Consider the following 18,727-nt stretch of genomic DNA (forward strand, 5'->3'; position numbering starts at 1 on the left):
TCTTCAGTGACCACTAGAGACTATCGATGGAAAACATTTCACACCAGTTCATGAAAGCCGCCGCGGTTTGAAGGAAACTTCCGACGACCTTGCCCATAAATTTCGCTGTCACTTCTCTTTAGGGACGATCAAGTTTACAGGCTAATCTGATAGCAATATGCCGCAGCCAGGACTCGCCTGATTCCCACGCGTTCCAGTAGCAGTAGTAACAGCTCAGCTCTTTCAACAAGTACTCACGCAACTCAACCTCGTCTTTCCGCTGATCAAGCAGTGCATTGAGCTCTGCCCGGACCACCATTAAATCCTCAGGGTCGGATTCATCTAAAAAAGCATCAATCACCAACTCAGCCGTATCATGTTCGACTGTCCAATCTTGATGAAAATACGCTCCAAAAAAATCGTGTAACTCAGGAAACTCTCTACTCATATCTCTGGAAATCCTGTTAATAAAAAGTATCCCTCAGGCCGCCGAGCATCCTTAATCAATACCAACAATACCTTCGATGCTGGCACATAGTCGGTACGTCCGTTCGGCAAGCTGACCCCCACCGGGTAGGGAAATACATGAGTAATTGTCGTCTTCCCTTTCTTACTATTAAGGAATTTTTCGACTTTTACTTTATTTGCATACAATGCTCTAGCGGAAGCTGACTCAGCAGTGGCTCGATCAGGGAACGTTGAAGCAGCAGGAATGTTTGGCTCAGCTTTTAATCTTTCCGCTAACTGCACATCCGTTCTACCCACGTGCTTCTTAATGAGATGCCCTCCCTGAGCTTCATGCGTTGCCAAGCCCCCACCAGGGACAATTTCGCTATACGGCCCATCGGCATCTATATCGCCAGGGCACGGGTTACAAGCCAACCCCAACGGATCAACCCACCCCGTCGGATTCGGCGTGTACTGATACTGGTTCAGCCCACCCGCCAACTTGATCGGGTCCGGCGTCAGGTACCGTCCAACCTCTGGATCATAGTACCGATGCCGGTTGTAGTGCAGACCACTCTCAGCATCGAAGTATTGCCCCTGAAACCGCAACGGCTGATCGAGCTGTTCTCCCCCACCGAACGCGAGGCGCGTGACCTTGCCGTAGGCGTTGTATTTCGCCGACCAAACAATCTCGCCGCCAAAATCGGTCAGTTCCTGCGGCGTACCCAGGTGATCGAGCTGGTAGTAAAACGGGCATGCCTGGCGCGGGCCTTTGCCGTCGAGCATGGCCAGTGGGCGGAAGCTGCCCGGTTCGTAGACGTAGCTGCGGTAATGTTCGCGGCTGCTTTCGGCGACGAGGTTGTCGCCCTGCCAGAAGAACTCGGTGGTGTGGCCGTCGACAGTTTTGGCGATGCGGCGGCCGAAGGCGTCGTAGCGGTAGCTTGAGCAACGACCGTCCGGGGTGGTGACGCCGACCAAGCGGTGTTGGCAGTCGTAGCGGTACTCGGTGACGAGTTTTTGCGCGGTGCCGCGGCGTTCGCGGATCAGGTTGCCGAAGGCGTCGTAGTCGTAGTGGCGATCGCCTTGCATGAGCAGGCGATTGCCTTTGACGGTCGCGGCGCCGGGGCGGTCCTGCATCAGCAGGTTGCCCGCCGGGTCGTGGGCGAAGTTTTCCGGTGGGTCGTCGCGGGTGTGGCGGACGCGGGTCAGGCGGTTGAGTGGGTCGTATTGGTAGCTGCGCTGGCCGTGACGGGTGTCGGCGATGCTGTCGAGATTGCCGTTGGGGCTGTAGGCATAGTCGCGGCGGTACTGCGCTTGTTGCTGTTGGCTGACGGCGTGAGCCTTCAGGCGTCCCTGATCGTCGTAGGCATATTCGCTGAGCAACAGGCCTTGCTGGCGTTGCTGTTCGCGGCCGAAGGCGAATTGGTGGCTGGTGAGTCGCGCACCGTTGAGGTCGATGGCGGTCAGCGCACCGCCCTTGGCGTGGTGGTAATCGAGTTTGCTGCCGTCCGGCAGGCGCAGGCGATTGAGCTGGCCGCAGGCGTCGTAGCCATAGCGCAAGGTGCCCCAGCCTTGATGTTCGGTGATCAGGCGGTCCTGCTGGTCGTACTCGAACTCCAGCGGATGGTCGTGGCCGTCATCGACGCTGATCAGGCGACCGAGGCTGTCGTAGCGGTATTGAACCTTGATGCCGTCGGGCAGGGTTTTGACCAGCAACCGCCCTGCCGCGTCCCGCTGATAAGCCGTCACCAGCTGCGAGTCGTCCTCGCCGAACTCGGTTTTCTCCAGCAACTGGCCGTTGAGGTCGTAGGTGTACGCCGTGCGCTGGCCGTCGAACCCTGTTTCTTGTCGGATCAGGCCGTTGGCCGTGTAGTCCAGCTGATATTTTTCGCCGGATTGGTTTTCAATTTCGGTGAGCAACAGCTGCGCGTTGTCGTAGCGATACTTCAGCTGGGTGCCGTCGGGATTGATCCTGCGGCTGACCAGGTGCAGATCGTCGACGTATTCGTAACGGGTGAAACGCCCCAGTTCGTCGCGTTCGGCGGTGATCTTGCCGTAGGCGTTGTAGCTGAACGCGCGGCTGGCACCGGTGGGCAGCGTCGTCAGGATCAATCGGCCGACGGCATCCCATTGGTACTGGGTGACGGCGCCGTGTTCATCCTGACGGGTAAGCTGCCGCCCCATCGCATCGTAGGAATACCGCCGCTGGCCACCGTCCGGCAAGGTCTCTTCGAGCAGTTGCCCTAAGGCGCTCCAGACGAACACATGCCGGCTGTTGTCCGGGTAACGGATCGACAGCAGCTGACCTTTGTCGTCGTAGTGATAGTGGCTGACATGGCCGTCGGGATCGGTCGCTTCGGTGATAGCGCCCTGAGCATTGCGCTGATAAGTCCAGACCGCTTTACCGCGGTACCGCGCGTGCAGGAAACCGTTGCGGTACTCTTAGGCCGTCGGTTCGTCTTCCGGCGGAATCAGCGCAATAAGCCGTCCGACTTCGTCGTAACGGTATTCGGTGACGGCGCCGAGCGGATCCTGCTCGGCAATCAACCGACCTTTATCGTCGTAGGCCTTGAGGTGTTCGCCACCATCCAGTTCGACCTTGCGCACCAGCCGCGCGCGGTCGTCATGGACGTAAACTTCTTCGCTGCCGTCGATGTTCTGAACGGTGACACTGCCCTGCTCATCCCAGACATACCGCGCGTCCATCTGCGAAAACGACGCCCAGTGGCGGATGCATCGGGCCGCCTTGCCGGACCTTTCCCACGCCCAGAAGAAACTCGCCCCACCGGCCAGCTGGCGCTGCAGGATGACGTGCTGATCGTCGTAGTCGTAGCGCTCGCTTTCGTTGGCGGCGTTGGTGGCTTCGATGAGTTGAGCGCGCTCGTCGTAGCGATAGCTGACCAGCGTTTGCTCGGTGCGCCAGGCCTCATCGAGGGTCTGGGCCGGAACAAAATGCTGGTAGTCGACGGCGACCAAATGGCTGCGGTCATAGCGCAACAGCAAGGCGCGGCCGGCGCCGTTGTCGAGGCGTTTGATCCGGTCTTGTCGGTCGCGGGTGATGCGCAGGCGGTTGTCGTAAGCGTCGCTGATGGTTGTCAGTCGGCCGTTTTGAAAGTGATAGAACCGCGTGTCGTCACCCGCCTGGGCGAGGATCAGTTCTTCGGGTTGATCACCGAGATAAATCGCCGCGCGCGACAGGCTGTTGTGGATCGCCGGGCGTTCGCGGTTGGGCAGCGGGAAGGGGGCGCGACGGTTTTCGTGGTCGATCCAGATGACGTGGTCGCCGTCGATTTCCAGTCGATGCGCGAGGCTGTGACTCCAGCCGAAACCGAGGCCGCCGTCGATTTCGGCGGCGCTGGTGCGATAGAGACGGGTGAAGTCGAACGGCAGGATGCCGTCCAGCGAACCGTCGGTGAGGGTCAGCAGTTCTTCGCCGGTGACCATCGACACCGGGCATTTGTTGGTGGCGGTTTTATCGACGGAGTCGGCGCTGTCGCCGTTGGGGTTTTTCGCTTGATCCGGGACGTCGTCGTGGTGTTCGTCTTTTTTCAGCGTGGTGTTCTTGCGGCCATTCCAGCGCAACTGCATCCGACCCTGTTTCAGACCGGCTGCGACGCCGCGCGCAGCGACTGTTTTGTAGCGATCGACGTAGGTCATGAAGTTGTTGATGATCGTGACCATCGACTTCACGAAGCCCATCGCGGCCTCATAAATCTGTGCGCTGTACTTCATCAAGCGCACCGTGAGCCAGGCAATTCCGACCCCGACCACGCTCAGCACCAGGCCAATCAACAAATCGATAACCAGACCAACCACGACTTTGGAAATGGCTTCAGCCGAGGACCCGGCCAGCTGCGAAGGTGGCAATGCATCCAGCCATAGCACTGCGGTGCGCATCAGCAAACACAGCGCTGCCTCGTCGCTGGCCAGCAACATGGCTTTTTCCATCAGGTCGGGGGCGGAAACCGCCAGTTCGGCAAGCTGCCCGGCACTTTCACCCAGCTTCTCGGCAAAGGCCTTGGGGTTCTTCAGGATGTCGGCGAGTTCACCGATGCCATCCCAAACAGCCTCGACCGCCGCCCAACTTCCCGCGAGCATGCCATTGCCCACCGCCGCCAACGAAGCGGATGCCGACTGCTGCGACCACTGCGGTTTGAATCCTTCCCACTCACTGCGCAGCCAGCCTTCCAACTCTTTGGTCAGGCCGTCGTAAGAGGAGAAAAGATCATCGATTTGTTTCGGGGTGACTTCATTCTGGACATGAACGCGGTAGAACTTGCCGGGAATGCCCTTAAACTTTCCTTTGCCATGTTCATCGAGCGTGACCGACGTCTTTTCACCACCATCTTTAGCAATCACATCGACCTGAATATTCCCCAACGGAATGTCATAGACCGACTCGAACTTGCTCTCGACCTCCAGAATCCCGCTCTTCGGACACTGCGCAACACTGGAGAAAAAGTCCTCATCACGACTGCTCACCGCCGTGCTGGTATTGCCCAGTGTGATCCGCCGCTCCATGCCCATCAGCGATGGCATGTCCGTAGCTCGGCTGACCTTGTCCGCATTCCTGCTCAGGAAGCCGCCGAGTTGTTGGCGATACACACTCAGGGTGTCTTTAAAACTGTCGAGCTCCTGCTCGATGCTGGCGATGTGCGCCATCAACGCACCATTCGGCATGAAGTAGAGTGAAAAATCGGGTCAAACATGAGCAATCCCTCGCGCAGAAATGGGCGCGCGAGACTGTGCGGGGGATCAATCAAGAAAGAAGTCAGGGAAGTAGGATATGGATGTAGGACTAATCCCTAATTAACGATCACCGAATGACAAGCAGGCAGAAACGCAAACGTGGCGGGAGGTTTCCCTCACGCCACGTTTGTTTATCTGACAATCATTGGATTACTGCGAAGAGCGACCGGTCGCCAACTCTTTCAATTTGAGCTCAGCCAGTGGATGCCCGGCCTTCGCGGCCATACCCCACCAGCGAGCTGCTTCGTTCGGATCCGGCGCCTTGCTCGGCGTCCCCGCCAGACTAATCACGCCCACCTGATACGCCGCTTTGCCATCCCCTGCCAACGCCGCCAGGCGCAACAATCGCACTCCCTCTTCGCGAGCGCCAAGGCCGACGCCGCGAAAGGTCAGGATGTGGCCATAGAAGCTCTGGGCGCCAACATCACCCAGGTTCGCCATGCGTGCGAACTGGCCTTCGAGCCAGCTCCAGCCACGGGGCTGACGCACAAACCACGACCAGTGAAACAGCCTACGCGCCAGCCAGTAACTGGCCTTCGCCTTGAGTCGTAGAAACACTCAGGCCTCCGCCGATTCCGGGTACTCGTATTCGAACACCCGCACCACTTCCGAGGCATGCCAGGACGCTGCGGCCACCCCATCGGACGGCCCGGAGAAACGCCCCAGACGCTCGACACACTCAAAGAACCCGGTACGCGGCAGGCGACTGGCGCCCTGGCTGATCACCAGCGAACTGCGCAGTGGCTGCTCGGCCTTGGCGTCCAGCGCGGCCAGATGTTCAAGGGCGGCGGTCAAGGTTTGCATGGCCGGTGTGGGCAGTTGCAAACGTTCAAGCAACGCCCGGTATGTCAGAAGATGACGCTGGCGGCGCGCCTGATCCAGTTCGCCCAGCAACCCGTCCCAATGTTGACGACTGATGCGTACGCTCACGATTCATCCCTCCACCCTGGCACCGTCAATTCCCAGGCCAGGCTGCGGCGAATCGCAGCGTCGGGTAGACGCTCGCCACTTTCGATCAAGGCCAGATAAGACGGGCTGATGCCTACCGTGCGGGCCAGCGCCTCGATGGCGATGCCCTTCCCTTCGCGCAAACTGCGTAGTTGATCCAGCCCCGGAAGAATCTGGTCTGGTGTTGCCGCGTGACGCTCTGGGGCGACACGCGGCGGTTGTTCATTGATGCCTGCTGCTTTTAGTAGAGCCTGATACTGAGCCCATGGCAGAACCGCATACTCGGGCTCTCCTTCGCGTGTAATTATCTGAATATCCATGACTACCCCGTAGGACAACAACACTTAGCGAGTCGGCACTTTTCCCTAGAAGTGTAATCCTAACAGCGGCCAAGGTCGCGGGGGTATCAATCTGTGGATGAGATTGAATTAGTTCAGTTTTTTTTTGGTCCCTGAAGTTGAAGTTGTTCCGGGGTATCGGGCAGGCGTTCGACCACCGCAAGCTTTTCCGGCAACTGACGCTTGCGCCAGGCGCGGAAGGCGTTGAGCTCATCGTCGAGAACTTTCATCAGCCAAGCCAGCACCGCGATGTCATCGAGCATGCCGAACACTGGAATGAAGTCCGGAATGGCATCCAGCGGACTGAGGAAGTACATCAGGCCTGCCACCACCGATATCAACGCTTTGGGGCTGATGGCCCGGTACTCACCGCGCCAGTAAGCCAGGCAGAGTGCCTGCAACAGGCGTAGATCATCCTTGAGCTTGCCCAGCCGGTTACCCTGACTGGCACCTTTGCTGGCCACCGCGAAGATCAAGGTCGGCAAACGTCCACGCGCGAGCAGGCGTCCGGCCAGAGGCAGGAAACGTGCGAAATTCCAAGGTGTTTTCATCATTTCCTCCCACTGAAATGTTATCCACACAAATTGTGGATAACCTTGTGAACAGAGCTGCTTTTCACGGCTGAAAGCCCCGTTTCATAAGGGCCTCACTCAGATCGGGCGTTTTTTACTCACATAAAAAAACCCAAGATTTCATTGACTTGGCGCTCTGGCGCGGCTAGCACGGGCGTCCTCAATGGCTATGACTCCAGCCTACAGCATCCGTTCGCTTTGTTTACCTTTGCTGAACGCCAGATGCAACAACGCCCCGCATAAGCGAGGCGTTGTTTTTAGAGCAGACGCTGATTACTTGGTAACGGCGTCTTGTTTTGCTGGATCTTTGATTGCGAGCAGTTCCAGGTCGAATACCAGCACCGAGTTGGCTGGAATCGCCGGGCTTGGGCTTTGGGCGCCGTAAGCCAGTTCGCTAGGGATGTACAGTTTGTACTTCTCGCCAATGTGCATCAGTTGCAGGCCTTCGACCCAACCCGGAATCACACCGCTGACCGGCAGATCGATCGGGCTGCCACGCTCGACGGAACTGTCGAAAACGGTGCCGTTGGTCAGGGTGCCGGTGTAGTGAACGGTCACTACGTCGGTCGGCTTAGGCTGTGCGCCATCGGCTTTCTTGACCACTTCATACTGCAGGCCCGAAGCGGTGGTGGTTACACCGGCTTTCTTGGCGTTGTCTTCGAGGAATTTTTTGCCAGCAGCTGCCGACTCTTCGCTCATTTTGGCCATACGCTCTTCAGCACGCTTTTGCAGTGCTGCGAAGGCTTCGACCAGTTCGTCATCCTTCAGCTTCTGTTCTTTCTTGCCGACGGCATCTTCGATGCCTTGGGCTACGGCTTTGGAGTCCAGATCATCCATGCCTTCCTGAGCCAGGCTCTTGCCCATGTTCAGGCCAATCCCGTAGGAAGCTTTTTGCGCCGGGGTTTTCAGCTCTACGCTGGTCTGCGAATCACAACCCGCAAGTACCAGGCTAACCAGGGCCACCGCCGCCGCCAACCGATGCTGTTTCATGCTATTTCCTTGTTCATGCGCCTAAAGGGCAATCGAATAAAGCCGCGAGCTTATCAGGCGGCCACGACCAATGGCTACCGGCATGAGAGCAGGAAACCTCTGATAAGTTCAGGTGTTTTAACGCATTTCGGGAATGGGCTGATGAAGCTTCTGTCATCTTGTGCTCACAGAGACCGATAGCAGAACCCCAGCATCTGGCGTAATGGCCACTTGCCGCACCTCAGGTGTTGAGGCATAAGGGAGCTTCAAATCGACAAGGATGTTTATCTTGCGCCTCCTCTTTCGCTTGCTGGTTCTGTTCGCAGTCCTGCTGGGGCTGGGCCTCGCCGTGGTTCTGTACTACGCCGCCAACCCGAAACTACCGGCCTGGTCACCCGTGCAGCAGGTGCATTACCTGGAGCAATGGAGCGTCGCCGACCGCGAGACTTACTACTTCACACCCCAGGGCACCCAGGTCAAAGGCTTGCGCTATGACTGGTTCAAGGCCCTCGAATTACCGCTCTCGCAACAGCGATTCGCCGCTCCCGAATACCTCGCCCGCTTCGGTTTTCTGATCGACCCCAGCCAGAAACCCACGCCGAACAACCCCGGCAATCTGCCCGTGGGTTTTGCCCGTCATCAAAACCCTGGAAGCCAGGACGAGTTCCTCGACATCACCTGCGCCGCCTGCCACACCGGCGAACTGCGTTTTAACGGCCAGGCCGTGCGCATCGATGGCGGTTCGGCGCAGCACGTTCTGCCATCCAGCGTTCCTACGTTGCGCGGCGGCAGTTTCGGGCAAGCGCTGGTAGCGAGTCTGACGTCGACTTACTACAACCCGTGGAAATTCGAACGTTTCGCACGCAACGTATTGGGCCAGGACTACGATGCCCGGCATCAACAACTGCGCAAAGACGTCAAAGTCTCTCTCGATATCTTCTTGAAGGTGGCCTGGAACGACACCCATCGCGGGCTCTACCCCACCGAAGAAGGCCCCGGCCGCACCGACGCTTTCGGGCGCATTGCCAACGCCAGTTTCGGCGATGCGATTTCCCCCGCCAACTACCGCGTGGCCAACGCCCCGGTCGACTATCCGCAACTGTGGGACATGTGGACCTTCGACTGGGTGCAGTGGAACGGTTCGGCGCAGCAACCGATGGCCCGCAACATCGGTGAGGCCTTGGGTGTGGGTGCGACGCTGAATTTCTTCGACGCTAACGGCCAACCGCTTAAAGGAGACGCCCGTTATCCGTCCAGTGTCCGCTTGCGCGATCTGCACCTGATCGAACAAACCCTGCAACGGCTCAAACCGCCAGCCTGGCCGGAGGAACTGCTGGGCACCATCGACAAAACCCAGGCAGCAAAAGGTCGCGAATTATTCACCGAGAACTGCGCCGGCTGCCATGTACCTCGATCGGTGCAGAGCGACGGGCGCTGGGTGCAACATTTGAAAATGCTGCCCGTGGAGTTCATCGGCACAGACCCGGGCGCGGCCAATAACATCGCCGACCATCGCTTCGACCTCACAGCCTTGCAATGGGACCCGGCAGAGCTGACGCAACTGGATGTGCAATTGCAGCCGACGCCCACTGAATCGCTGGATTTGAGCAAGCTCTCATCGGCTAAAGGGTTGGCCTACGTCACCGCTTTCGTCGGAAACCGGGCCTTCCGTGAAGCAAACATTCCTGCGGCCGAACGACCGGACATGGATGGCTTCGGCCTGCCGATTGGCGTGCGCGAATTGCGCGCCTACAAGGCGCGACCATTGGCGGGAGTCTGGGCCACCGGACCATTTCTGCATAACGGTTCTGTGCCGAGCATTTATCAGTTGCTCTCACCCCAGGATGAACGCGCAAGCACCTTCTACAAAGGCACTTTCGAGTACGACCCCAGGCACCTGGGTTATCGCACCGAGGCCTTCACCAATGGCTTTATGTTCGACACACGCATAACCGGCAATCACAACAGCGGCCACGAATTCCGGGCAGGCAAGCGCGGCAACGGCGTCATCGGTCGCCTGCTGCAACCAGAAGAGCGCTGGGCGCTGCTGGAGTATCTGAAAGTGTTGGGCGGCCCGCTAGAGACACAATTGCCATGAGTAGACTCTGGATGCGCTTTGGCGCCTTTCTCGGCAAAACCCTGTTGTGGTCGTTGGGTCTTGGATTGCTCGGCTGGGCGCTGGCCACTGCTTGGTTTGCCTGGCAGCACAGCGTCCCGGTTTCGGCAGAAGAACTGATTCCGGATGGCGAATCAGCGATGACCCAAGACATCATCCAGACGGCCGTGCGTATCGTCGATCAGCACCGTGAAAGCACCCGCTACCTGCGCGACGCCCATGCCAAGGCCCATGGCTGTGTGAAAGCCGAGATTCAGGTGCTGCCGGATCTGACGAGTGAACTGCGTCAGGGTGTGTTCAGCGAGCCCGGCAAAACCTGGCAAGCGACGATGCGGCTGTCCAACGGCAATGCCTACCCGCAGTTCGACAGCATCCGCGATGCACGAGGCATGGCAATCAAGTTGCTCGATGTGCCCGGTAAACAACTGCTGCATGATCAACAGAGTCGTGGTGAACAGGACTTCGTGATGTTCAGCCATCCGAATTTCTTCGTCAGCGATGTCGCCGAGTACCGTCAGAATGTAGCTGCACAGGCTGACGGCAAGAAGCTGATGGCGTTCTTTCCAGGTTGGGACCCACGGACCTGGCAGGTTCGCCATCTGTTTATCGCGCTGGCGACACTTTCACCCGCCCCGGAAAGCCCGACCCAGACGACTTATTTTTCGGTTTCGCCCTACAAATTCGGCGAAGCCAATGCCAAGTTCCGTGTCATGCCCGATCCGACAAGCTGCCCGACCTATATCTTGCCAGCGCAAAACCAGAAGTTGCCGAACTTCCTGCGCAATGCGCTGAACCAGCAACTGTCAACCGACCGGATGCCGGCCTGCTTCGTCCTGCAGATACAGCGCCAGGACCCGACCAAGTACATGCCGATCGAAGACACGAGTATTGAGTGGCAGCAAAGCGATGCCCTGTTCGAGACCGTGGCGAGGATCAACGTACCCGCCCAGGACTTCGATACGCCTGCGCTGAACGTGCAATGCGATAACCAGTCGTTCAACCCGTGGTTTGGCCTTGAGGCTCACCGCCCCATTGGCGGCATCAACCGGTTGCGCAAAGCCGTGTATGAAGCCGTGAGCGACTACCGACACAGCCGCAACGCCGAACAATAAGAAGGCTCCACCGAGAAAGCGACCCGAAGGTCGCTTTCTCGGTGGAGCCTCGGCAGAAGCCAAACCCCAGACAGCAGAAAGCCCGCATTAAGCGGGCTTTCTGTGGTGACCTGGCGTTCAGCGTTCCAGGTGACCGAATATGGCGCAGCGGACGGGACTCGAACCCGCGACCCCCGGCGTGACAGGCCGGTATTCTAACCGACTGAACTACCGCTGCGCGTAGCGTTGAAAGTAAGTGGTGGGTGATGACGGGATCGAACCGCCGACATTCTGCTTGTAAGGCAGACGCTCTCCCAGCTGAGCTAATCACCCTTTACCTTCGTTGCGGGGCGCATTGTGCCACAGATTTTCATAAAGTGTTGATTTAATTGAATAAATTTTCAAAAAAATCTGAAAACCCATAAACGACGCGACCTGCAGGAACAACTTACAAACTTTGGACAGAAAAAAACCCGCGTTAAGCGGGTTTTTCCGTGGTGACCTGGCGTTCAGCTTTCCAGATAACCGAATATGGCGCAGCGGACGGGACTCGAACCCGCGACCCCCGGCGTGACAGGCCGGTATTCTAACCGACTGAACTACCGCTGCGCGTAACACTGGAAGCGAATGGTGGGTGATGACGGGATCGAACCGCCGACATTCTGCTTGTAAGGCAGACGCTCTCCCAGCTGAGCTAATCACCCTTCACTTTCGGTGTGGCGCGCATTCTACGGAGCGACCACATCTCTGGCAAGCACTTTTTTAATTAATTTTTTCAGGCCTTCCAAAGGCTTAGAGAAGGGTTGGCCTATGGCGCCGCGAAGAGAATAATGCCCCCCTTTGTATAAAGGAGAGACTCGCCCCATGTGGTTCAAAAACCTGCTTATCTATCGCCTGACCCAAGATCTGCCTTTTGATGCCGAGGCGTTGGAAACCGCACTGGCCACCAAACTGGCGCGTCCATGTGCAAGCCAGGAGTTGACCACCTACGGTTTCGTCGCGCCATTCGGCAAGGGCGAAGATGCTCCGCTGGCGCACATCAGTGGCGACTTCCTGCTGATCGCCGCCCGTAAAGAAGAACGCATTCTGCCGGGCAGCGTCGTGCGTGACGCGGTGAAGGAAAAGGTCGAAGAGATCGAAGCCGAACAAATGCGCAAGGTCTACAAAAAGGAACGCGATCAGATCAAGGATGAAATCATCCAGGCCTTCCTGCCGCGCGCCTTTATTCGTCGTTCGTCGACTTTCGCTGCCATCGCGCCGAAACAGGGCTTGATCCTGGTCAACTCGGCCAGCCCGAAACGTGCCGAAGACCTGTTGTCCACCCTGCGTGAAGTCATCGGCACTTTGCCGGTACGTCCGCTGACCGTGAAAATGTCGCCGACCGCGACCATGACTGAATGGGTCACCACCCAGAAAGCCGCGGACGATTTCTTCGTGCTGGACGAGTGCGAGCTGCGTGATACCCACGAAGACGGTGGCATCGTGCGTTGCAAGCGCCAGGACCTGACCAGCGAAGAAATCCAGCTGCACCTGAGCACCGGCAAAGTGGTCACTCAGCTGTCGCTGGCCTGGCAAGACAAGCTGTCTTTCGTGCTTGACGACAAGATGGTGGTCAAGCGCCTGAAGTTCGAAGACCTGCTGCAAGACCAGGCGGAACAGGACGGTGGCGAAGAAGCCCTCGGCCAACTGGACGCCAGCTTCACCCTGATGATGCTGACCTTCGGCGACTTCCTGCCGGCGCTGGTTGAAGCGTTGGGCGGCGAAGAGACTCCGCAGGGGATCTAAAGGCTTGTGATATCCCACTGTGGGAGCGAGCCTGCTCGCGAAGGCGTCATATCAGTCAGCATCATTGTTGAATGACAGACCGCTTTCGCGAGCAGGCTCGCTCCCACATTGGTTTTATGGCGTTACTTGATAACAAGGATCAGGCCATGCGTGCACTGGCTGAATTGAGTCGTTTTATCGGCAACACCTTCGCTTACTGGGTACTGATTTCGCCGTCGTGGCGTTCCTGCAGCCGACCTGGTTCATCGGCCTGAAAGGCGCGATCGTGCCGCTGTTGGGCCTGGTGATGTTCGGCATGGGCCTGACCCTCAAACTCGAAGACTTCGCCGAAGTCGCTCGCCATCCATGGCGCGTGGCCCTGGGCGTGGTTGCGCATTTCGTGATCATGCCCGGTGTGGCGTGGTTGCCCAGCGCCTGCTGGGTGATCGGGTTCGCCACGCGGTGGAGGTTCTGCCGCTGATCTCGGTGGTGAGCATCGTCATTATCGTCACAGCGGTAGTGGCCGCCAGCCAGGCGAAGATTGCCGAATCCGGCCTGCTGATCATGGCCGTAGTGATGCTGCACAACAGCCTCGGCTATCTACTGGGTTACTTCACCGGGAGGCTGTTCAAGTTGCCACTGGCCCAGCGTAAATCCCTGGCGCTGGAAGTCGGCATGCAGAACTCCGGGCTGGGTGCGGCCCTGGCCAGTGCGCACTTCTCACCGCTGGCGGCGGTGCCGAGTGCGTTGTTCAGCGTCTGGCACAACATCTCCGGGGCGCTGCTCTCGACGTATTTCCGCCGGATGAGCGAGAAAGAAGATCGGGAGGTGGCGGCTCAACCAGCCACCGACTGATCCGCAAACTTGATCCCCGGGTTAATGATGGGCACTCTATTGCACAACGCGAGGACGACCTCGCGGCTCGATCGAGTCATTAATCTGGGGACGACCCCGTCAATCGATGGAGGTCTCTCATGTCCTGGATCATTCTGTTTTTCGCCGGCCTGTTCGAAGTTGGCTGGGCCGTCGGCCTGAAATATACCGATGGCTTCAGCCGCCCTCTCCCCACCGCATTGACCGTTGCCGCCATGGTCATCAGCCTTGGCTTGCTGGGCCTTGCCATGAAGGAATTGCCGCTGGGCACGGCCTACGCGATCTGGACGGGTGTCGGTGCGGTCGGGACGGTAATTGCCGGGATCGTTCTGTTCGGTGAATCCATGGCGTTGTTCAGGCTCGCCAGTGTGGCGCTGATCATTTCCGGGCTGATTGGGCTGAAGATCAGCGCCTGACTGTTTGCTGCCATTACAAAAAAGCCCGCCCCCCTTTCGATACAGACAGGGGGAGCGGGCTTTTTCAATGGCGTGTATTAACCGATCAGCTCTCGGCCAGTTCCATGCGTCCACGCGCGACAGAAGCCTTTCCCGCATGCTCAAGTTGCATGCAGCGTTCCAGGAACAGGAACATGTAGTCGTAGCTCTTGCAGACCGCCTGACGCAATTCCACTTGCAGGGATTTGCTTGGGTTCATTCCTGCCAGCGTGCAGATGATTTCCAAGGCTTCCCACGGATGGGCATCGTCGTACTGGGCATGCATTTTTAACCACTTCATGGCCCGCTTGCGATCTTCCTCGGGGAATGATGCCGCGTAGACGCCACTGGAACAGACCAGCGCCGACCACTCCCCGGTCGCACCTTCAATGGCGTAGTTGGTGGCGGCAATGGCAACGATCAGCGAATCCGACGAACTGGTGTGCCAGCACCAGTGGCTCAAGGCGTGAAGTTCGGGAGCAACTTGTTGCGCTTGCAGATCTTCCAGGCTGACACCGTGAGCACGGCTCCAGTGCACCCAGTAATCGGCATGGTTCAATTCGACGCGTATGTTACGCATTAGCCAGCGACGCGCCATGTCTTCACCTGGATGGCGGGCAAAGCGAGTCTTGGTCAGGTTCTGTGCCATATATAACGCGAACTGTTCGACTACCGGCCAGCCACCAATCAGGTACTGACGCATGGTCTTTGCACTGAGTTTGTTATCACGCAGACGCTTATACAGTTCGTGTTCGACAACCCGATGTTTGCTCTCGCTGCAATCCTGGATCAGGCGTTGAGCCCAGGCGGGATAACTTGCAGCGTCCATGAGTGGTCCGGTTCGGTTGAATGTGTCGATCACTGTCGAGCTCCTTTTGATTGTGATTATAAGGATCAGCAAGAGATTTCAACGGAACGTGCCAGGCGCCTTGAACAACAAAGGCTGAGGCCTGGCTGGACGACTTTGTAAACTGTCGCAGGTAAACAAATGCGGGCGTTCAATAACATACCCTTGAGCGTAATCCACCCCGATCTCCAGCAATGCCTGCTCGATCTGGGGTGTTTCAACAAACTCGGCAATCGTACGCTTACCCATAACATGACCGATGTGATTGATCACTTCGACCATGGCGCGGTTAATCGGGTCGTCCAGCATATCCTTTACGAAACTCCCGTCGATCTTCAAGAAGTCTACAGGTAAATGTTTCAAGTATGCGAATGAGGACATTCCGGCACAAAAGTCATCCAGTGAAAAGTGGCAACCTAAACCTTTGAGTTCATTAATAAATCTGATTGCACTTCCGAGATTGGAAATAGCACTGGTTTCAGTGATTTCAAAACAAATCATTTCAGGCGGTATGGAGTAAGTAACAAACTGTTCACGCAGGAAGTGCAGAAACGCCTCATCTCCGATAGTTGTGCCTGACAGATTAATCGCACACATGGCCAATGGTCCTTTGTGCTGTTCGGCTATGCATTGGGCAATGATCTTGAAAACGTTCTGCACTACCCAGCGGTCTAGGGACGTCATCAGACCATACCGTTCAGCAGCCGGAATAAAACTGTCGGGCAAAATCATGCGTCCGGCTTCATCGTGCAGGCGCAACAGAATTTCGATATGTCCACCGCCCTTCTCGACATGACCAAGGGGGACGATTTCCTGTGCATATAGACAGAAGCGGTCTTCTTCCAGCGCCATGTGCAAGCGTTGCACCCAAGCCATTTCACCGAAGCGCAGTGACAGTTCCGAATCGTCCGCGTGATAGACCTGAACCCGATTGCGGCCCTTTTCCTTGGCCATGTAGCAGGCCATGTCGGCAGCGCGCAGCGAAGCTTCAAGAGTGGTCGGATTCTGAGCGACGTGAACCAGTCCGATGCTCACAGTGGTCACGAATGGTCGACCTTTCCAGACGAAGTGCAGGTTCTGCACGGTCTGACGCAGGCCCTCGGCGATTTTTTCGGCGGCTTCCGGGGCGCAGTTCTCCAGCAGGATGCCAAACTCGTCACCACCCAGGCGGGCCAGGGTATCGCCTTCGCGCAAACCGGATTGCAACAGAGCGCAGATATGCCGCAGCAACTCGTCACCCGCCGCATGGCCGCAGGTATCGTTGACCAGTTTGAACTGATCCAGATCGAGGAACATCAAGACATGGCGCCCCGACTGCCGTGTCAGGTTGTGCAGCGCCTGTTCCAGGCGATATTCGAATTCGCGGCGGTTGGCGAGCCCGGTCAAGGCGTCATGGGTCGCCTGCCAGGACAGATTGGCAATGTACTGTCGCTCCTGGGTCATGTCGTGCAATACCAGCACGGTACCGCTGACCTTCCCGGCGTTGCGGATCGGCGCACCGACCAAGGTGACCGAAACCGTGCTGCCATCCAGGCGCTGGATCAGTTTTGAGTGTTCGCTGCCACCGCTCAGCTGTCCGCTCAAAATGTGCTCGATCAACGTGAAGCCATCGGCCTGAGCGTTCTCGTCCAGCAGATTGAACAGCGCCGCCAGCGGCAAACCCGTCGCCTGCTCGGCCTTCCAGTGAGTCAACGCCTCGGCGGCCGGGTTCATGTAGGCGATTGCGCCTTCGACATTCGTGGTGATCACGCCATCGCCAATCGATTGCAGGGTGATCTGCGCTCGGTCCTTCTCCAACTGCAGCGCCTCGGCGAACGCATTGCGGTGCTTGAGCAGTTTGTGGGTGCGCATCAAGGCCAGCGCAATCAAGCCCAGGGCGGTGGCGAGGTTGGTCACCAGCAGCAGCCGCAGGATCACCCGTGAACCTTCGCCCAAGGCATCGCTGAACGCTTTCGCCGCCGGTGTCACACCCTCATTGATGGTGAATATCTGGTCTTTCCAGCGCTTGATGTCAGCCTGGGCGGCCTGATTGACAGGAATGAGCTGATGCATTTCCTTCGCAACGTCATCGAGTTGCACCAGGTACGCGTCGCCCACCGTCCAAAGGTCGATAGCTTTTTCGAGATAACTGAAGTGCCGGAAATTGAGGTAAAGCCAGATCACACTGGAGACGTCATCCGGGTGGTTACCCCCCTTGAGGATCGCCACCCGTGCCGCTTCGATATTAGGTGGCCGATGATCCAGCGCCACACGCAACTCGTGGCCACCCTGAGGTACGGCAGTGGCGTTCTGGTATTTGAGGAAAATTGTCTCGTCGCGGCTGTCGGCGTAGAGATTGAGGTAATAGATGGCGTCTTTTTGGCCTTTGGACCACAGGCTTTCACCGGCAACGTAGCCGCGAACCGCCGACAGAACATACAGGCTGACACCGCCCAGCAAGGCTTGAAATAACACGACGGCAATAAATGGCCAGACGATGCCCAACAACCGTGGCGTTCCGAGAGTCCGCGCTTGATTCATGAGGTCCCTTGTTTTAGCACTGCCAGATCAGCATCCCGACGTGATCGCTACAGCTAGACTAGGGTGCGTTCCCGGTTCCGGCAAGCGGAGGATCGGGCTCAATGCCATACACGTGCCCCCCATATAGATATATACCGCCAAAGCCGGTTTGGAGATCTGTTTACTGGGCACTTCGGGCTCCCCCTATCCGTTGCGGGAACCCTTTCAAAGGAGGCGCGGCCACCGACCTCGCGCGACACATGACCATGACAGTTACAAGTCAAAACGCATCAATGTTCAAATCACCGACATCGTGGAGGCTTTCCTGAACGGCAAGCGTTCGTTAATCGGTCATCTCGGCGCCTCTGTACTGGCTTCCGCATCCATGGTTCAGCTGCGCGCGACGCCCTCTGTATTCCTCCAGCGAATGCTGAACACGGACAAAGCAAAAGAGCAGTGGGCGACTGCATTCAAACGGGGGGATACCCGCGCCGTTCCTTCGCTATGGCTAACGGCTGCGCTTGGCGATACAGCTGCGGGCACGTCACCTACCACGCCGAGGATCGCTATGCAGTACGTGTCAGCAGGCCGCTTGCCCTCTAAGTGCGCTGACCAATCGAGAAGCAGAGAAGTGCCGATTTCAGCAGTATATGTTTGTCCGGGAATTGAAGCGTGCAAGGGAAACGTGGTGCGAACCCCGTTGACTGTTGAAAACCTCAAGTGGGGTCGGCAACGAATGACGCCAGCACTCGGGATCAGTTCGTAATAGGTGATTTCATGATTGTGGGTCACCTGTAGTACGAAACCTTTTCAGAGATGAACTCTCGGCCTTGATCGATTGCAACCGCTGCAAATTACTCGCTGTGCCAGCGACAATAAAAGATATTGAAAGCTATCGCCCGGCACTGACTCTCAAGCCCACGTCACTGGACAGCGAAAGCAAGTTGATCAGCGTGATTCGCGAAAAATACCCCGATCCCAGATCGATCGAAACGGTTAACGTCGCCACCACCATGCCACCCTGCGAATCCTGTTAGGTTGCTATCAAGGAATTCGGTTTCGACGGTAGTGAAAATGCGCTGAACGTCCTGTGGCACTGAT

Annotated in this window: 12 protein-coding genes, 4 tRNA genes and 3 pseudogenes; 6 read left to right on the top strand and 13 right to left on the bottom strand. The window is 57.6% G+C overall.

Features of this window, described 5'->3' with window-relative positions; all coding sequences use genetic code 11:
• Positions 1–118 precede the first annotated feature (118 nt).
• The 7 genes and pseudogenes from QFW87_RS21175 to QFW87_RS21215 form a co-directional block, all read right to left on the bottom strand.
• The gene (locus tag QFW87_RS21175) at positions 119–427 is read right to left on the bottom strand and encodes a contact-dependent growth inhibition system immunity protein (protein ID WP_283188789.1); all 309 of its coding nucleotides are present in this window, start codon (positions 425–427) and stop codon (positions 119–121) included.
• Positions 424–5,088: pseudogene (locus QFW87_RS29870) on the bottom strand (RHS repeat protein). Before QFW87_RS29870 ends, QFW87_RS21175 begins: the two are co-directional and overlap by 4 nt.
• A gap of 237 nt (positions 5,089–5,325) precedes the next feature.
• The gene (locus tag QFW87_RS21195) at positions 5,326–5,733 is read right to left on the bottom strand and encodes a sel1 repeat family protein (RefSeq protein ID WP_283181157.1); all 408 of its coding nucleotides are present in this window, start codon (positions 5,731–5,733) and stop codon (positions 5,326–5,328) included.
• Positions 5,734–6,105, bottom strand: a complete 372-nt coding sequence (locus tag QFW87_RS21200) for a hypothetical protein (RefSeq protein WP_003223109.1) — start codon at positions 6,103–6,105, stop codon at positions 5,734–5,736.
• Positions 6,102–6,443 carry a helix-turn-helix transcriptional regulator gene (locus QFW87_RS21205; RefSeq protein ID WP_123369006.1) on the bottom strand — a complete coding sequence of 114 codons (342 nt, stop codon included), beginning with the start codon at positions 6,441–6,443 and terminating at the stop codon, positions 6,102–6,104. The genes QFW87_RS21200 and QFW87_RS21205 overlap by 4 nt, the downstream gene beginning before the upstream one ends.
• 113 nt (positions 6,444–6,556) lie before the next feature.
• Positions 6,557–7,012, bottom strand: a complete 456-nt coding sequence (locus tag QFW87_RS21210) for a YkvA family protein (RefSeq protein ID WP_283181158.1) — start codon at positions 7,010–7,012, stop codon at positions 6,557–6,559.
• 294 nt (positions 7,013–7,306) lie between these two features.
• Complete coding sequence (locus QFW87_RS21215; protein ID WP_283181159.1) at positions 7,307–8,023, bottom strand: FKBP-type peptidyl-prolyl cis-trans isomerase; 717 nt, start codon at positions 8,021–8,023, stop codon at positions 7,307–7,309.
• Between the two features lie 268 nt (positions 8,024–8,291).
• Here QFW87_RS21215 and QFW87_RS21220 point away from each other — a divergent pair, with 268 nt between their 5' ends.
• Together QFW87_RS21220 and QFW87_RS21225 are read left to right on the top strand one after the other, a co-directional pair.
• The gene (locus QFW87_RS21220; RefSeq protein ID WP_283188791.1) at positions 8,292–10,100 is read left to right on the top strand and encodes a di-heme-cytochrome C peroxidase; all 1,809 of its coding nucleotides are present in this window, start codon (positions 8,292–8,294) and stop codon (positions 10,098–10,100) included.
• On the top strand, positions 10,097–11,230 hold the full coding sequence (locus tag QFW87_RS21225; protein WP_283188792.1) for a catalase family protein: 1,134 nt from the start codon (positions 10,097–10,099) through the stop codon (positions 11,228–11,230). Before QFW87_RS21220 ends, QFW87_RS21225 begins: the two co-directional genes overlap by 4 nt.
• 140 nt (positions 11,231–11,370) lie before the next feature.
• Here the strand turns inward: QFW87_RS21225 and QFW87_RS21230 are convergent.
• The 4 genes from QFW87_RS21230 to QFW87_RS21245 all read right to left on the bottom strand — a co-directional run bounded on the left by QFW87_RS21230 (position 11,371) and on the right by QFW87_RS21245 (position 11,913).
• Positions 11,371–11,447, bottom strand: a tRNA-Asp gene (locus tag QFW87_RS21230).
• A 19-nt stretch (positions 11,448–11,466) separates the two neighbouring features.
• A tRNA-Val gene (locus tag QFW87_RS21235) sits at positions 11,467–11,542 on the bottom strand.
• Between the two features lie 199 nt (positions 11,543–11,741).
• A tRNA-Asp gene (locus QFW87_RS21240) sits at positions 11,742–11,818 on the bottom strand.
• Positions 11,819–11,837: 19 nt separating this feature from the next.
• A tRNA-Val gene (locus QFW87_RS21245) sits at positions 11,838–11,913 on the bottom strand.
• A gap of 160 nt (positions 11,914–12,073) precedes the next feature.
• On the opposite strand from QFW87_RS21245, the gene rdgC reads away from it, so the two are divergent.
• The 3 genes and pseudogenes from rdgC to sugE all read left to right on the top strand — a co-directional run bounded on the left by rdgC (position 12,074) and on the right by sugE (position 14,262).
• A complete protein-coding gene (gene rdgC / locus QFW87_RS21250; protein ID WP_046056543.1) occupies positions 12,074–12,994 on the top strand; it encodes a recombination-associated protein RdgC in 921 nt (306 codons plus the stop codon).
• A gap of 146 nt (positions 12,995–13,140) precedes the next feature.
• Positions 13,141–13,828, top strand: a pseudogene (locus tag QFW87_RS21255) (bile acid:sodium symporter family protein).
• A gap of 119 nt (positions 13,829–13,947) precedes the next feature.
• On the top strand, positions 13,948–14,262 hold the full coding sequence (gene sugE / locus QFW87_RS21260; RefSeq protein ID WP_283188793.1) for a quaternary ammonium compound efflux SMR transporter SugE: 315 nt from the start codon (positions 13,948–13,950) through the stop codon (positions 14,260–14,262).
• 85 nt (positions 14,263–14,347) lie between these two features.
• On the opposite strand, the gene QFW87_RS21265 is transcribed toward sugE, so the two are convergent.
• Together QFW87_RS21265 and QFW87_RS21270 are read right to left on the bottom strand one after the other, a co-directional pair.
• Positions 14,348–15,142, bottom strand: a complete 795-nt coding sequence (locus QFW87_RS21265; protein ID WP_283181163.1) for an iron-containing redox enzyme family protein — start codon at positions 15,140–15,142, stop codon at positions 14,348–14,350.
• 45 nt (positions 15,143–15,187) lie between these two features.
• Positions 15,188–17,647 (bottom strand): EAL domain-containing protein, encoded by a 2,460-nt coding sequence (locus QFW87_RS21270; protein ID WP_283181164.1) that lies wholly within the window; start codon positions 17,645–17,647, stop codon positions 15,188–15,190.
• An 830-nt stretch (positions 17,648–18,477) separates the two neighbouring features.
• Here QFW87_RS21270 and QFW87_RS21275 point away from each other — a divergent pair.
• Positions 18,478–18,726 (top strand): annotated as a pseudogene (locus tag QFW87_RS21275) (hypothetical protein); the annotation flags it as partial.
• Between the last annotated feature and the right edge of the window lies 1 nt (position 18,727).

This window comes from Pseudomonas sp. PMCC200344, from assembly GCF_030053095.1.
GTDB classification, from domain to species: domain Bacteria; phylum Pseudomonadota; class Gammaproteobacteria; order Pseudomonadales; family Pseudomonadaceae; genus Aquipseudomonas; species Aquipseudomonas svalbardensis.